This is a genomic window from Candidatus Bathyarchaeota archaeon (genome assembly GCA_025059045.1).
GTDB lineage: Archaea > Thermoproteota > Bathyarchaeia > Bathyarchaeales > DTEX01 > JANXEA01.
The window spans coordinates 37,746-52,751 of sequence record JANXEA010000010.1; the positions used below are offsets into that span (position 1 = coordinate 37,746).

The 15,006-nt window shown below is 47.5% G+C and carries 15 protein-coding genes; 7 read left to right on the forward strand and 8 right to left on the reverse strand.

Annotated features, from left to right (window positions below; genetic code table 11):
* The first annotated feature begins 51 nt into the window (after window positions 1-51).
* Window positions 52-213, forward strand: coding sequence for a 50S ribosomal protein L40e (locus NZ952_03550; protein ID MCS7120260.1), 162 nt, complete (start codon window positions 52-54; stop codon window positions 211-213).
* A gap of 17 nt (window positions 214-230) precedes the next feature.
* Here NZ952_03550 and NZ952_03555 read toward each other — a convergent pair whose 3' ends face one another.
* Window positions 231-956 (reverse strand): phosphoribosyltransferase family protein, encoded by a 726-nt coding sequence (locus tag NZ952_03555; GenBank protein ID MCS7120261.1) that lies wholly within the window; start codon window positions 954-956, stop codon window positions 231-233.
* 198 nt (window positions 957-1,154) lie between these two features.
* Here NZ952_03555 and NZ952_03560 point away from each other — a divergent pair, with 198 nt between their 5' ends.
* Genes NZ952_03560 through NZ952_03570 form a run of 3 tightly spaced genes read left to right on the forward strand, consistent with a single transcriptional unit; the run spans window position 1,155 to window position 4,016 of the window.
* On the forward strand, window positions 1,155-1,604 hold the full coding sequence (locus NZ952_03560; protein MCS7120262.1) for a hypothetical protein: 450 nt from the start codon (window positions 1,155-1,157) through the stop codon (window positions 1,602-1,604).
* 52 nt (window positions 1,605-1,656) lie between these two features.
* Complete coding sequence (locus tag NZ952_03565; protein ID MCS7120263.1) at window positions 1,657-3,516, forward strand: aldehyde ferredoxin oxidoreductase family protein; 1,860 nt, start codon at window positions 1,657-1,659, stop codon at window positions 3,514-3,516.
* 11 nt (window positions 3,517-3,527) lie between these two features.
* On the forward strand, window positions 3,528-4,016 hold the full coding sequence (locus NZ952_03570; protein ID MCS7120264.1) for a 4Fe-4S dicluster domain-containing protein: 489 nt from the start codon (window positions 3,528-3,530) through the stop codon (window positions 4,014-4,016).
* Window positions 4,017-4,061: 45 nt separating this feature from the next.
* On the opposite strand, the gene rnhB is transcribed toward NZ952_03570, so the two are convergent.
* The 3 genes from rnhB to pyrI are packed head-to-tail and all read right to left on the reverse strand — an operon-like array spanning window position 4,062 to window position 5,798.
* Window positions 4,062-4,724 (reverse strand): ribonuclease HII, encoded by a 663-nt coding sequence (gene rnhB / locus NZ952_03575; protein MCS7120265.1) that lies wholly within the window; start codon window positions 4,722-4,724, stop codon window positions 4,062-4,064.
* 14 nt (window positions 4,725-4,738) lie between these two features.
* Window positions 4,739-5,293 (reverse strand): NTPase, encoded by a 555-nt coding sequence (locus NZ952_03580; GenBank protein ID MCS7120266.1) that lies wholly within the window; start codon window positions 5,291-5,293, stop codon window positions 4,739-4,741.
* Between the two features lie 37 nt (window positions 5,294-5,330).
* Window positions 5,331-5,798 (reverse strand): aspartate carbamoyltransferase regulatory subunit, encoded by a 468-nt coding sequence (pyrI, locus tag NZ952_03585; GenBank protein MCS7120267.1) that lies wholly within the window; start codon window positions 5,796-5,798, stop codon window positions 5,331-5,333.
* A gap of 164 nt (window positions 5,799-5,962) precedes the next feature.
* Between pyrI and pyrB the strand changes: the two genes are divergently transcribed.
* Entirely contained in the window at window positions 5,963-6,898 is a 936-nt protein-coding gene (gene pyrB / locus NZ952_03590; GenBank protein ID MCS7120268.1) for an aspartate carbamoyltransferase, read from the forward strand.
* Between the two features lie 11 nt (window positions 6,899-6,909).
* On the opposite strand, the gene NZ952_03595 is transcribed toward pyrB, so the two are convergent.
* The 4 genes from NZ952_03595 to NZ952_03610 all read right to left on the reverse strand — a co-directional run bounded on the left by NZ952_03595 (window position 6,910) and on the right by NZ952_03610 (window position 12,948).
* The gene (locus tag NZ952_03595; GenBank protein ID MCS7120269.1) at window positions 6,910-9,774 is read right to left on the reverse strand and encodes a DEAD/DEAH box helicase; all 2,865 of its coding nucleotides are present in this window, start codon (window positions 9,772-9,774) and stop codon (window positions 6,910-6,912) included.
* A 45-nt stretch (window positions 9,775-9,819) separates the two neighbouring features.
* A complete protein-coding gene (locus tag NZ952_03600) occupies window positions 9,820-10,332 on the reverse strand; it encodes an NUDIX domain-containing protein (GenBank protein ID MCS7120270.1) in 513 nt (170 codons plus the stop codon).
* A 104-nt stretch (window positions 10,333-10,436) separates the two neighbouring features.
* Entirely contained in the window at window positions 10,437-11,840 is a 1,404-nt protein-coding gene (gene lpdA / locus NZ952_03605) for a dihydrolipoyl dehydrogenase (protein ID MCS7120271.1), read from the reverse strand.
* Between the two features lie 79 nt (window positions 11,841-11,919).
* Window positions 11,920-12,948, reverse strand: a complete 1,029-nt coding sequence (locus tag NZ952_03610) for an alcohol dehydrogenase catalytic domain-containing protein (protein ID MCS7120272.1) — start codon at window positions 12,946-12,948, stop codon at window positions 11,920-11,922.
* 96 nt (window positions 12,949-13,044) lie between these two features.
* On the opposite strand from NZ952_03610, the gene NZ952_03615 reads away from it, so the two are divergent.
* Both NZ952_03615 and NZ952_03620 read left to right on the forward strand, forming a co-directional pair.
* Window positions 13,045-13,812: a lipoate--protein ligase family protein gene (locus tag NZ952_03615; protein MCS7120273.1), complete on the forward strand. Its 768-nt coding sequence runs from the start codon at window positions 13,045-13,047 to the stop codon at window positions 13,810-13,812.
* A 76-nt stretch (window positions 13,813-13,888) separates the two neighbouring features.
* Window positions 13,889-14,941, forward strand: coding sequence for a zinc-dependent dehydrogenase (locus tag NZ952_03620; GenBank protein MCS7120274.1), 1,053 nt, complete (start codon window positions 13,889-13,891; stop codon window positions 14,939-14,941).
* Window positions 14,942-15,006: the final 65 nt, after the last annotated feature.

Here is a 15,006-nt window from a genome sequence, read left to right on the forward strand (position 1 = left end):
ATTTCTTTCTTTCAGGGAAGAGGAAGCAATAACAAAAGAAGAGAGGAAAAGATGCCGATAACTGATCCGTTCAAGAGAAGCTTAGCTCAAAAAAAGAGGTTGAACTTAAAGATATGCCGAGAATGCGGAGTTAGAAATGCTCCTACAGCTAAGAAATGTAGAAAGTGTAGAAGCAAGAATCTACGATGGAAGAAAAAGGAAAAAACACGTTGACATCTAATTGTTAGGTCTTATAATCTTAGTATTACCTCCACAGGGCAATCATGCGTTTTACTTAAAATTTCTTTCCAAGAGTCGCCAACCGCTATCATTGCGAAAACCCCGGAAACTTCTGCCTTCGCCTTCTTCACCAAGTTTAATAACGCCGATTGGGTGTCACCGCTTTTTATGACATCATCTACAATTAGGACGCTGTCTCTTCTTTTTATCGAGTCCCGTGGTATATAGAGGGTTACCGTGAAACCGGATCCGGCGAGAGTGTAGGTTTCTTCAAGAAATGATGGGACTCCAACCTCTTTGCTCTGCTTTGCCACGACGAGGTTCACGGCCAACGTATTCGCAACCATCGTTGCAAGAGGCACACCGTCAACTGCAGCTGTCAATACTTTCGTGATCCGTTTTCCAGCGAACTTAGCCAATACGTAACTTGAGGCTTGCCTAAGCAGATTTATGTCGCCGATTATGGATGTATTGTCAAAGTATCCTTCACTGTCAAATTTTATCCTCTTACGAAACTCTGTTTCAAGACCGACAAGTTTGTAGAGGGAGTCCCAGAGGGCCCGCGCCCGCTCCATATTAGGCAGAACATGCCCCTTAACATACCTACTTAATACTGTGACGGGCAGATCTGTCTTCTCAGATAGCTCCCGATAAGTGAATTTTTTTGTGCTCTTCGCGATCCTCAGAAGTTCAACGGTGGCCAATCTAAATTTTAATTCATCTAGATGTGTAGACATATATACCGCTTCCGTATAATTTTTGTATAATTGCGAGGCTATTTATACACAAATGTTAATATCTGCGATTTTATTTATCTCTTTTCATAAACTTGAGATGTTAGCCGATGATTAGCAAGCGAGTAACCAATTAACACCCGAAATGATTGGAGAAACAAATTTAAGCGAAAGATTCTTTCTAATGCGAGGAGACATGAATTGGGTTCCGACAATGGAAGGGGAGAGCAGAAGGGTCGAAGAAAGAGAATTCAGAATGAGTCAAGAGGAGAAACTGTGAAGGTCATCTACAAACCAGCAAAGGAAATTGTAATACTTGATTGCTTCCAATTCTCAAATGACCGATTGAGCCAAATGTTCGCAAAGATAATCCACTCCGGCTTGCCGGTGATGGCGCAGTGGGCTGAGGGTGTGCTTTTCATCTATTTCCCATTGGCGCCTGACACGAATGATCTTATGGATAATTATCTCAGGGGCAGAGTATTCTGGAGTTCAGTTAATTTCACCCTGATGCCTAAATATTCCTCGTCGATCAAAGTAAGCGGTTTAGAGATCCCAGTAATAGACGTTTCAGATCATCCGGTGCTAAGAGAAGTTGCAAGATGGCTCAATGAATATGCGAAGTCTAAGGAAGGGGAAAAGAGTCTCTAAAAATGTTAAATATCTGAGCGGGAACACAATCTTGGCGTGGAGGTAAGCGTAAGTGTACGGTTATGCAGGTAAAATTCTACGCATAAATCTCTCGAATGGTAAAGTTTCCTTAAGTCCATTAGAAGAGGTTGTGGCCAAGAGGTATATTGGCGGAATCGGGCTTGGAATGTATCTGCTGATTAAGAATTCAAAAGCCGGGGTGGATGCCTTCAGTCCAGAGAATCCGCTTATTCTTACAACGGGTCCGTTAAGCGGGACAATCGCTCCTACTGGGGGAAATGGGCATGCCTTCGTTTCTAAGTCTCCCCTCACAGGCGGGCTTGGCGAGTCAAAGTCTCATGGGTTCTTCGGCACAGAGTTGAAGAGAGCAGGATATGACGCTGTCATATTTGAGGGAAAAGCGGAAAAACCAGTCTATGTATGGATAGATGATGATAACGTCCAACTGATGGATGCAAAGGCATTATGGGGAAAGTCCCCGCAAGAGACAGAAGACATGATAAGAGAAGATCTGGGAGACTACTATGTTAGGGTAGCAGCGATAGGACCGGCTGGAGAAAAACTGGCACGTGTAGCATGCATCATGAATGACAAGACTAGAGCCGCAGGTCGTACAGGCCTTGGAGCAGTAATGGGCGCTAAGAATCTTAAGGCAATTGCGGTCCGCGGAACAAAAGACATAGCGGTTGCAAAGCCTGAAGAGTTCCTAGAGTTCGTTAAGATGCTTCATGAGAGAATGAGGGGGCCTGCAACTGAAAAATACCGTACACTTGGGACCCCGCTTAATGTTCTTGTGCATAACTCCCTCGGCGCTTTGCCGACAAGGAACTTCACGAATGCCACTTTTGAGGGCGCCGAGCTGGTGAGTGGAGAATACTTGAATAAACAGTTCGTTGCCAAAATCGTAGGCTGCTCATCCTGCGCCATGCGATGTGAGCACTTAGCAATAGTATCTGAAGGCCCATATAAGGGGACTACGACGCGGGTCGAGTACGAGCCGCTCTGGGCTTTTGGTCCACATTGCGGCGTGGACAGGCTTGACGCAATAATAAAAGCGATGGAGCTATGCAATCTCTATGGGTTGGACAGCCTTTCTACAGGCAACATTATAGGTTTCGCGATGGACTGTTATGAGCATGGAATCTTATCAAAGAATGATACAGGAGGTTTAGAACTTCGTTTCGGGAATGCGGAAGCCATGATTGAGATGGTGCATAAGATAGGAAAGCGTGAGGGATTAGGCGACATTTTGGCGGAGGGGGTGAAGAGGGCGGCTGAAAAGATAGGCAAGGGCGCAGAGAAATATGCCAACCATATCAAGGGGCTTGAGATGACTGGTTATGATATTAGAGGTCTAAAGACTGCGGCCATAGGCTATGCGGTTTCATTTCGGGGAGCTGATCATAACCGGCATGGTGCCTACGCAATAGATCTTAAGGGGGCTGTGGACAGGTTTAAAGTGGAGAAGGGCCGCTCAAAATACGTCATAGATATAGAGGATCTCTACACGATCATTGATTCTCTAATGGTTTGCAAATTTTCTAGGGGCGTATACTATAAGGAATTTGAAGATCTAGCACGATACTACAGTTTAGTAACGGGAATAGAAATGTCCCCTAAAGAGATGAGGAGAGCTGGTGAAAGAATAAACAATTTGGGGAGGCTCTTCAACATTAGAGAAGGATTCACACGAAAAGATGATCATCTGCCGCCAAAAGTGATGAGCACCCCGATTCCAGACAACTGTGTGTCGAAGGGCAGCTATATCTCCCAAGAGGAACTTGACTTCATGCTAGACGACTACTACGCCCACCGCGGATGGACTAGAGATGGAATTCCAACACCAGATAAGCTCAATGAACTTGAGATGGATGAGTTGGCATATATTGTTGAAGGTAAAATCAAGAAGTGAGGAAAGCAAAAATGGCATCTATACATGCTAGGAAATTCGTTTCATCAGATCCTGAAAAATGTGTGGGCTGCTGTGTCTGTGAGTACATATGCTCATACGAGAAGGAAAAGGTGTTTAATCCTTTGAAGTCTAGGATAAGAGTTGTCCGCCTTGACTCGCTTATAAACATGTCCTTGGCGTGCAGGTTATGTGAGAATGCACCATGCGTTACCGCCTGCCCAAGAGACGCCTTAACTCAATCGAAGGAGACAGGTATCATTCTGGTGGATGAAGACAAGTGCAATGGCTGTGGATGGTGTATTGAAGCATGCGACTATGGTGCGATTATGATACACCCTGAAAAGAGAGTTGTGTTCACATGTGACCTTTGTGACGGCAAACCAAAATGTGTTGAATGGTGTCCAGAAGATGCTCTAGATATTGTGAGCACCGATACATTAGCACAGAAGGCTAGAATCTCAGCTGTTAGGAAACTATTTCAAGAAACGACGAAGCGTTAACTCAGCCTTTGGCAGCAAAAATATGTTCATATGTCCTCCTTGGATTTAGATTAGTCTACGCTGCGATGGGTCATAGGAACCCTTTATTCTCTTGACCGTATCCCAAGACTTACGCACAAACTCTGGAAAAGATCCATGGGTCCTAACCCAATCCTCAAGGAACCTAACAGTTCTAGGATCAGCCGCGTAGCCGGAACCGAAGTCGCCATACTCCCTCCTCAACTCGGCGATTATAGAGTCACGGTCAACCTTCGCAATGATGGATGCCGCGGACACGATTGGATAGTTCCTATCTGCCTTATGCTCGGATATTATATGCACATCAAAAGGAATATTCTCTGCTATATGATCCCTGAATCTCTCCGGATAAACGTCTGAGGCGTCAACGTAGACTATCTGGGGCTTGAGTTCCATTATAACCCTCGCCATGGCCCGTGCCTCAAGTCTATTAAGACGGTATAGTCTACCGCCTTTCTCAACAACAGCGTCTATCTCGGCAGGCGCCAGTCTGACCACACTGTAGGCTTCAACGACACGTTTGATCTCAGCCGCGAGAGAACTCCTTTTAGCTGGCGAAAGAAGCTTCGAATCCTTTACGCCTAAGCTAACGATCTTGTGGAGATCACTCTCCTGAATAGCTACACCAGCAATGACCAGAGGCCCGATAACCGCGCCCCTCCCAGCATCGTCAACCCCGCCAATCAACATTAACAAGGACTCTCCTAACTAGAATCCTTAGGCTGTAGGTAATTCAGAACTTCATCCATGATTTCGCCTACTAGATTTACCCTGTTCTCTTCGTCAACCTCAATTATCTTAACATCTCTCCGTCTTCTGATATCCGCAACAAATGGATCGGATACTCTATAATGGATGGTTCCAACGAGAATCTTCCCGCTCTCCATAGCCGCTGATACAGCGTTCCTGAACCGATTAGAGTAAAGCTCCATAGGCCCTATTTCATCGATCACAATTACGTCTGCAGTCTTAACCGCCTCAAAGATTGCCTGCACGCCGATCCTCTCAAGATCATCAAGGCAGACCCCATACTTGCCAATCCTGGGACCAGACTTCCGCTCGAAATGGGCAAGCCACCCCTCTCTTGAGCCTCTAATGTCGTAGATCTTAAACCCGACTCTAACTCCGCCTTCACGGACTTCACGGCTAATCATGCCCCCAACAGTAAATCCTCTAGCCCTTAGGGCTTCGGCAACATTAAAGATAATAGTCGTCTTACCTACACCCGGCCTACCAGTTAAGAGAAGGATGTGCTTCAAGACGCTTCACTTCATACTGTCAGAAGCAGGTCGAAGGCTAGAACTGTTGGAGAACATCCTCTTTCTCGAGTATGTTGCCGCAGTAGTGGCACCTTAACCTCAACGGTTCATCTTTCTCAACGTAGAAGATGGGTTTGACAGGCTCGTGCCTACTATTCGATATGCATGATGGCTTGGTACATTTGACGATCCCGCATAAAACTTGGGGGAGCTTCACAGACTGTTTCTCTACGACCCTATAGTTCCTGATGATGTTTATGGTTGCATGAGGCGCTATCAAAGCGATCCTGTCAACCTCTTCAGGATTCAATTCGCGTCCCTCAATCTTGACAATGTCCTTAATGCCTAGTTTCCCACTAGGAACATTCATCGCTATCGATACAACCTTGCATGAGTGCCCATTAATTCCCAGGATCTTTACTACGTCGAGAGCATGCCCCTTCGTTATATGATCGATGACGGTGCCATTCTTTATCTTAGAAACCCTTAATGTCCTTCTAGACATTTTGAATCCGCCAAACTTAACTAGTCGTTAACAAAATAAAAAACTATCCTAACAATTAATACGCTCAGACAATGACGTTTGTGAGGCGAGTATTCGCATTCTGCATAATTAAGGCTTAAATTTCCATACCGCAATATTCTCCTAATCAAGGTGTTGACGCAAAGATGGAGACTAAACCGAACTTTGTTAACAGAGACATAGTCTCAATAAAGGACTTCACACGTGAGGAGATCGACTACATTCTTGAAATGGCTAAGACATTTGAGCCTCTGGCGGAAAAGGGCTCAGACATGCTAAAGGGGAAAATAATGGCAACCCTATTCTTCGAGCCGAGCACACGAACTAGGCTAAGCTTTCAAACGGCAATGTATAAACTGGGGGGAAACGTCTTAGGGTTTGACGAACCCGGAGTCAGCTCTATCCACAAAGGAGAAACACTAGCCGACACTGTGAGGGTGGTAGAGAAATATTCAGACGTCATCGTTATAAGGCATCCTTTAGAGGGCGCGGCTAGATACGCTGCGGAGTATACAACGATCCCTGTTATAAATGGCGGTTCAGGCGCAGAGGAGCATCCAACTCAAGCGCTACTTGACCTTTACACGATCATAAAGGCTAAGGGGAAGATTGACGGCCTGAACGTGACGATCATGGGGGACCTACGATATGGAAGAACAGTTCACTCCCTTGCTTACGCTCTCTCATTATACGATGTGACGCTGAATCTTGTCTCGCCAAGCCTACTGAAGATGAGGCGTGAAGTCCTGGAAAGCATAAGTGACAAGATAAAAGTGGCAGAGTACGAGGAGATTGAAGAAGTCCTGCCGGAGACAGATGTCCTCTACGTTACACGGATCCAGAAGGAGAGGTTCCCGGATCTTGCAGAGTATGAGAAGGTTAAAGGTTCATATGCCGTTGACCTTAAGGTTCTTAGAGCCGCGAAAAAGGACTTAATAATATTGCACCCGCTTCCAAGGGTTGATGAGATTACAGTCGAAGTAGACTCAACACCATTCGCGAAATATTTTGAGCAGGTGAGAAACGGCGTCATCGTCAGAATGGCTTTGCTTGCACTTGTCCTCGGAGCTATAAAGGAATAACATTTAATATCCTAGTCTTCCCAGTATTCTCTGGTCCTCAAAAACCGTATCTTCGCCCTAAGCAGATCTATGTAGAATTCATTCTCGTCAACCCACATTTTTCCCAGGATCCTTGACGCAGTCTCTGGGCCGACGCCTAAAACCTGAAGTGCAACTATGGCCCTCCTTCCATAACTGAGAACGAGATCAGCGGATCTCCTCGCATTGCTCAGCTCCTTAACATCATCATCGCCGAGTTTCTCCCCGCTCATCCTTCGAGAAAGGATGCCCTTGAGCCGCGTCGGATCCTGCCCCTTCTTGAGGCAGGCTATCAACCCTGAGCCGCATCTTTCGCAGATAGGCCTTTCCGGGATATCTCTCACCCTAACCCTGCCCGACGATTCCCCGCAGGAGATGCAGAACAGCTGGACCACGCGCGCCTCGATCGCACGTCTCATCCTATCAACATTCTTGATGAGAACATGCTTGGGAGCCATCATCTCAGAGAGATCGGAGTACTTAGCTAGGATGTGGTAGGCGAGCGGTGAAGGTGCCTCCCTCACCCATATTTTCTCAACCGCTATGTCACCAGACCTTGCAGAGGAGATAACCTTCACTGCGGACTCGAGATCCACCCTCTCCAATGCTGCCTCTCTAAGCGTTTCATCATAGATCGGGGTCCGTTTGAACCTTTTAGGGAGTTCAGCAAGCCTTTTCGGGCCGAGAATCTTACCCCTCGGTAGCGCCCCAAACCTTTCAGCGACAAACTTCATCCTATCAGCAAAGGGGAACCGGGCTTCCAGATACTCCTCGAAAGCTTTTTTGACATCATTATCCGACAGATTAAAGATTAGGGATGAGACCCTATCAAGTACGAATGGTTCAACTCCTCGCGGCGTCTCAATTAAGATCCTATAGGAGTCGTTCCACCAACCTACAATCAATTCATGATCCGAGAGGACCGAGTCGAATATGCATCCTAAAGTCAGATTGACAGCGTCTCCAAAGCATGCGTGAACTATCAGAAACCGGTCGAATGCCTCTATAACTATACGTCTATGGGTGGGAAGCGGCATACCACGTTTTATATGCTCATCAACCTCTCCCACAGCGTCACATATAACATGGGGGTCAACCGAAAGCTTATCGGCTAGATTCTCAATCACCTCTTCAACACGTGTGGCCAGCTTAAGCTCCTCAGCAATTTCTTCCAAGAGTCTACCTGTCTCCTGCGCCAACCGGAAAGGCACAGGAATCATCTCGCCGTCCCATCCGGGTATCGCCGCTATAGGATCATCTGAGGGGACGACATAAACATCGCCGGTCTCATCCTCTATCTGAACTATCCGCCAGACCCTGCCTTTACATATGAAGCTTAAGCCTATTCTAGCCCTCAAAGCCATAAACTCTTCGCCCAAGGTCCCTATCTTCCTATCCGTCACTACATCGATAATCGGGTATCTTCTTTCATCAGGTATCATCGAGAGGTTCTCGTAGTAGTAGCGCCTAGTCCTCCATCTCCTCCTCAAAACATCTCCATCCACGTTTATCAGGCCTAAATGGGCAAGATATCTTACAACTTCAAGAAATTTATCCTTTGGCAACCCCCTATATGGATATGCACGCCTAACAATGTTGAATACCTCATCAATCCTACTCTCGCTTAGATCTAGGAGGAGCCCAGCAATCTGATGGGCTAAGACGTCAAGCGCATTTACATGGATTTTTATTGGCTCCACGAGTTTTCTCACGGCAAGTCGGATGGCAGCTATCGACTCCAGGGCATCGTCTGGACATGCCGTAATGATCACGCCTCTCGACGTCAAATCCAGCCTATGCCCACTCCTTCCCACCCTCTGGATAAGAGCAGAAACCTGCCTAGGCGACAGGTACTGTATTACCAGGTCAACATGGCCAATGTCTACGCCGAGCTCCATCGTGCTTGTGCAGACAAGGCCCTTCAACATTCGCCTCTTAAACATATCTTCGATCGCCTCCCTCTCTTCCCTTGAGATAGAGCTATGGTGAACTGCAATGTCCGGGGATATACGGGTCAGATGGTGGCCAAGCATCTCAGCATTGGTTCTGCTGTTAACGAAGACCAGAGTAGACGTATGGTTCTTCACTAGATCTCCAATCCTTCTAATTCGCGCCGCCGCTTCAGGCGTAGTCTTCAGCTCTTCAGCGAGCTCATAATCCTCCTCAACGGGGGCAGGATGCTCTATGAAGCAGCTCCAGCTCTTTGGAAGCGAGACTGTTACCGTTCTGATTTTACCCTCAGATCCTGCGATGAACGCCGCTACCTCCTCAGGGTTGCCGATAGTGGCTGAAAGCCCGATCCGCTGGAACTCTCGGCTAGTTAGGATGGCAAGCCTTTCCAAGCCGACTGAAAGTTGGGCTCCCCTCTTATCACTAGCCAGCTCGTGAACCTCGTCCACGATCACATATTTCACGGTTCTCAGATGATTCCTCATCAGTTTTCCGGGCAGAATAGCCTGTAATGTCTCAGGGGTTGTTACTAAGATGTCAGGCGGCTTCTTAGCTTGCCTCTGGCGATCTTTGATCGTTGTGTCTCCATGTCTGACTTCAACCGTGAATCCTAATAGATCAGCCCACTTGGTTATTCTTCCAAACAGATCCCTGTTTAGAGCCCTAAGCGGAGTTATATAAAGGGCGGAGATCCCCCTTCTTTCATCATCTAAAAGGATCTTTGAGAATACTGGGAGCAGGGCAGCCTCTGTCTTGCCGCTTGCTGTGGGGGCGACCAGTAAGACATTTTCGCCGCGCAGTATCGCGGGGATTGCCTCTGCCTGTGGCTCAGTAGGCTCGGATATCCCGAAGGTTTTAAGAGCCGACCTTACTCTCTCATGTAGAAGGAGAAAGACGTCCCCGGCCAAAAAATAGCCCTCTAACCAGCATTTAATATAACGGGCTTAATCTTTTTAGGTTTTGTCGGCTCCAATATGCCTTAACAGCTCTTTGAATGCCACCTTAAACCCATATGCAAATTTCTTCTCTCCACTTTCTATAAACCGCTTTATCTCGTCTAAGCTGAGAAAGAAACCTTCAACAATCTCATCCCTATTGTATTTTAACTCGCCATCATAGTGGCAGATGAAAAGGGCGGAGATCTCACGCTCCGTTTCAGAGAAACTCTTAACCTTACCTATCATCCTCAGCGGCGCATCTATGCCAAGCTCCTCTCTCAACTCCCTTTTAGCCGCGGTCTCATAGTCCTCTCCATAGTCAACGTGTCCAGTTGCAGATCCCGTGTAATAACCGGCGTAAAGATCCTTTGTCATAGAACGCTTCTGAATGAAAAGCTCATTCTTACTGTTCAACACGAAGATGTATACGGATCTATGGATAAGAGCCGATCCCGAGTGGCACGCTTCCCTACTCGCACATCCAATAACATTGTCATTCTCGTCGACAACATAGAAATACTCATTCATAAGATCCTACCAGAGTTGATTTAGACTGAAAAGCGCCTTATCATCTCCTCTCACACATGTCCAGATGCCTCTTAAGATTCCTATTGCTGAAGTATCAAACCATCTTAGGCATGTATCGCCTTGTTCACCGCAGCCCTTGCAGCCTCCATTAACGTCTCACTAACAGTTGGATGGGCATGTATCAGGCTTCCCAGCTCTTCAACCGTACATTCAAGCTTGATGGCTAAGCTAGCCTCACCTATCACTTCGGTAACATTTGGGCCTATCAGATGGACGCCTAAGATCTCGCCTGTCTTCCTATCGCATACGATCTTCGCAAAGCCCTCAGACTCGCCTAGCGATAGGGCTCTTCCATTGGCCAGCATCGGAAACCTGCCAACCGCGACATCATAGCCCTGACTCTTCGCCTCCTCCTCCGAAAGGCCGACAGAGGCGATCTCAGGTTTACAGTAAACACATGAAGGCATAATCTTAGGGTCGAAGACAGAGTTTAAGCCAGCTATATTCTCAGCGGCGACGACTCCACCTGCCAAAGCTGCATGAGCAAGCATCTTCCCTCCAGTAACGTCTCCCACCGCATAGATGTTCGGCACATTCGTCCTCATATGCCTATCAACTAATATGAAGCCCTCCCTCATTTGAAGGCCGACATTTTCAAGACCAAGATTCTCCGTTGATGGCCTCCTTCCCATCGAGATCAATGCCTTCTCCACCTCAACCTCCGTCGACGACCCGTTAGAGGTTACCATCAGCCTAACCCCGGAGTCAGGTCTAATGGTCACAGCCGCCACCTTTGATCCTGTTACAACATCTATTCCCTTCCTCCGCAGAATCCTTTGGTAAGCCGCGCCTATCTCCCTATCGAACGAGGGTAATATAGAGGCTGCGGACTCTATGATCTTAACCTTGGAGCCTAAGCCGTTGAAGATGACGGCCATCTCGATGCCTATGATGCTTCCCCCTATCACTGCGAGACTTTCCGGACATTCCCTAATACTCAATGCTGATCGACTTGTTAAGACTGACTTCTCATCAACCCTGAACTCAGGCGGCCTGGCATCATTGGATCCCGTGGCTATCACTATATTCTTCGCTCTAATTGTCTCCTCCTTTCCATTTGAGGTTGAGACTTGAATCGTGTCTCTTGACTTTATAGTTCCCTTGCCCTCAATGAGTTTGATTGAATTCTTCTTTATCAGATAATGCACGCCGCTTGAGAGCCTATTAACCACAGCATCCTTTCTCTCAGCAGCTTTGCCGAGATCTATACCCTCCATCCTAAGCCCTAAATCGCCGAAATTCTTAGCTGTCTCAAACAGATTGATTATGGAGAGCATGGTCTTAGTAGGTATGCATCCCCAATTCAGGCAGGTTCCGCCAACCTTCTCCCTCTCTATTAGAGCAACGCTCCTCTGGAGCTGTGCTGCTCTTATGGCGGCCACATACCCTCCTATACCCGCACCTATAACTGCTACGTCAAATATGGGATTTCCAGCCGATCCTGACATGTCCCTAATCTTCGCTTAAGCCATTTATAAAAGCTCCTTTTCTGAGATAATTGGTGATTTGTGCGTGCATCCTGATTTCTCATGGAGCCAGAAGAACTTTAAGCGCTCTCCTCTCCTCAATCATCCTGAAGCCTTCACTCCACTCCTCAAGATGCAGCTTCGCCGTTATTAACGGTGCTAGCCTAATCTTACCTTGGCTCAGAAGCGTTATACTTCTCCGCCAACTTGTCCACACTGTTCCCCAAGATCCTTTCACATCAAGCTCTCCTTCAACAATCCGGTCTAAATCCATCTCTGATGGTTTCCCGAGCCCAAGCAACCCGACTCTCCCGCATTTTCTCACCAACTGAAACGCTTGCCTCCTAGCCGAAGGTGCGCCGCTCGCCTCAAGAACAACATCGACGCCTAAACCATCAGTCAAACTTTTCACCGATTCGACAGGATCCTCTTCGTCGCAGTTCACGGTTACATCCGCGCCGAGGCTTCTCGCGGTCTCCAATCGTTCCTTATCCGCCCTTATCCCAGTTACCACAACAAGGCCTGCGCCAGCCGCCTTTGCAGCCTGAAGCGCAACTAGACCAGCTGGTCCAGGACCAACAACCGCGACGGTGTCCCCGGGTTGAACGCACACCCTCTCATAAACGAGCCGCACCACGCATGCGACAAGCTCGACCATAGCCGCCTCATCGAAAGGCAGGTTTTCAGGTATTTTATGAAGGATGCTTGCGGGTACATTCACGTATTTGGCGAATGTCCCGTCCGCCCTATGAGAGCCAAGGACACGCTTGTCTCCGACGCATCGATTAGCATGGTTTGTCCTGCACATATAGCATTTTCCGCATGGTATTGTCGCGGGAGAAGTCACACGGTCTCCTACATCATAATCCTTAACCCCACTCCCCTTCTCGACGATTACGCCGGAATACTCGTGGCCCAGGACAACGGGGGGAGTGTAGAATGCTGTGTCATGATAGATGTGGATGTCAGTGCCGCAGATACCTGTGTACTTAACCTCGATCAAAACTTCATCAAATCCCACCTTTGGAACTTCTTTTTCCATAAGCTCAACATTTCCTGGTCCACGCTTCACCTTCACAACAGCCTTCATCAAAGAACCTCGCTTCCATATCCAATAACATAATAACTAACCAACCATTAGAATTAAATAGTTACCTGGAACTGGATGCGAAAGATGGAGCAAGGTATGGAGAAATGGAGGCTTCTGAATCTCGCTTCGCCTAACAGGCCTGAGATGAACTTGGCAATCGAAGAGGCTGTATTCCATTCGGTAGCGGAGATGAGAGCCCCGCCCACGGTCATGTTCTGGAGAAATGATAAAGCAGTGGTTGTCGGCTACTCACAAAGCGTGGAGGCCGAGGTCGATCTAGACATATGCGAGGTTGAAGGGGTAAGGGTTGCCAGAAGGTTCTCAGGCGGAGGCACAGTGTTCCACGACCATGGAAACCTGAATTATAGCATAATTATCAAGGCGGACCATCCCTCAATTAAGGGTTTAGATGTTGCCGGCTCCCACAGGTTCTTTGTAAGCGGTGTCATCACTTTTCTTGAAGATTTGGGGTTAAGCGCGGTTTTCAGCCCTCCAAGCGACATAATGGTTAACGGAAAGAAGATTTCCGGTAACGCCCAGGCCAGAAGAAGGGGGACAATACTCCATCATGGAACACTCCTAGTAAACTCAGACCTGGATCTTCTCAATAGAGTCTTGAAGGCTAGAGCAAGTCAGGATAAAAATTCAAATGTCAGTAGTAGGAGAAGACCCGTAACAAATCTGATAGATGAGCTAGGGTGCAGCATCTCGATCTGGAGAGTGACATCCCGGCTGAAAAAGTCGTTTGAAAAAGCGTTCTCAATAATGTTAGTTGAGAGCAGCCTAACCATGGATGAGGCGAGGATATCTGGGGTCCTCTGCAAAGAGAAGTATGCTAGACGAGAATGGATCTTTCTCCGATAAAAATGTATCAACGCCTGGGCATTGATCCTAAATCTTAAATTCTTGAGCAGCTTTCCAGAAGGTTGGGACAAGTATAATGGGAAGATCGATGCGGGCATTTAGATTCCATGCCCCTGGATACGTCAAAGTCGAGGATACAGGTATCCCGAAGGTTGGACCGAGAGATATTCTAGTCGAAGTTAAGGTTGCGTTGACATGCGGCACTGACGTTAAGATGTATAAAAGGGGGCACCCGAAAGTCAAGCCTCCAGTCACCCTTGGACATGAATTCTCTGGAATCATCGCAGAGGCGGGGGATAAGGCGGCAGGTCGGTTTCGCGTTGGTGATAGGGTTTCAGTTGCTAACTCAGCCCCCTGTAACACATGCTTCTTCTGTAAGGTTGGTAAACCTAACCTATGCGAACATCTGATGGAAACGCTGATAGGCTTCAGTGTCGACGGAGCCTTCGCCGAGTATGTTCTAGTCCCAGCACCCATCGTTGAACAGAACACGTACAAGATTCCTGAGAATGTCTCATTTGAGGAGGCCGCGCTGCTTGAGCCGCTTGCATGCGCGATTAACGGATGCGAAGCCGCCGACATCGGCTTAGGCGACACAGTAGTGATAATAGGTAGCGGCCCAATAGGCCTAATCCACCTTCAACTCGCAAAGATGAAGGGTGCCTCAAGAGTGATCGTTACAGACCTTCGCGAGGAGAGATTGAAGACCGCGGAGAAGCTTGGAGCCGATGTACTTATCAACGCCTCCAAGGAGGATCAGGTGAGCCGCGTAAAAGAATTAACCAATGGATTAGGCGCTGACATCGTAATAGAAGCTGTCGGCCTACCTGAAACTTGGGAGACGGCTGTCCAAATGACGAGAAAAGCTGGAACAACCCTCTTCTTTGGCGGATGCCCCTCAGGCTCAACGATAAAGCTAGACACGGAAAGGATACATTATGAGGATCTGACATTGAAGGGAATATTCCATCATACGCCCTTCTCAGTCTACAAAGCCTTCAAACTTATATCTTCTGGAAGATTTAATGGAAGACCGCTGATTTCGGAGCGGATGCGACTCGAAGAGACGGAGAAGGCGCTGAATAAGATGGGAAGTGGAGAATGCATTAAGATTGGGATAATCCCATAATGGATGAGCGGCAAAGAGACGAAAAATAATTAAGCATGGTTCTTCGAATTATTAAGAAAACTTTG

Bases quoted from the DNA above. Each gene is read 5' to 3' on its own strand.
- NZ952_03550 (MCS7120260.1), top strand. From the start codon at position 52: ATGCCGATAACTGATCCGTTCAAGAGAAGCTTAGCTCAAAAAAAGAGG.
- NZ952_03555 (MCS7120261.1), bottom strand. From the start codon at position 956: ATGTCTACACATCTAGATGAATTAAAATTTAGATTGGCCACCGTTGAA.
- NZ952_03570 (MCS7120264.1), top strand. From the start codon at position 3,528: ATGGCATCTATACATGCTAGGAAATTCGTTTCATCAGATCCTGAAAAA.
- rnhB (MCS7120265.1), bottom strand. From the start codon at position 4,724: ATGTTGATTGGCGGGGTTGACGATGCTGGGAGGGGCGCGGTTATCGGG.
- pyrI (MCS7120267.1), bottom strand. From the start codon at position 5,798: ATGTCTAGAAGGACATTAAGGGTTTCTAAGATAAAGAATGGCACCGTC.
- pyrB (MCS7120268.1), top strand. From the start codon at position 5,963: ATGGAGACTAAACCGAACTTTGTTAACAGAGACATAGTCTCAATAAAG.
- NZ952_03600 (MCS7120270.1), bottom strand. From the start codon at position 10,332: ATGAATGAGTATTTCTATGTTGTCGACGAGAATGACAATGTTATTGGA.
- lpdA (MCS7120271.1), bottom strand. From the start codon at position 11,840: ATGTCAGGATCGGCTGGAAATCCCATATTTGACGTAGCAGTTATAGGT.
- NZ952_03610 (MCS7120272.1), bottom strand. From the start codon at position 12,948: ATGAAGGCTGTTGTGAAGGTGAAGCGTGGACCAGGAAATGTTGAGCTT.
- NZ952_03615 (MCS7120273.1), top strand. From the start codon at position 13,045: ATGGAGAAATGGAGGCTTCTGAATCTCGCTTCGCCTAACAGGCCTGAG.
- NZ952_03620 (MCS7120274.1), top strand. From the start codon at position 13,889: ATGGGAAGATCGATGCGGGCATTTAGATTCCATGCCCCTGGATACGTC.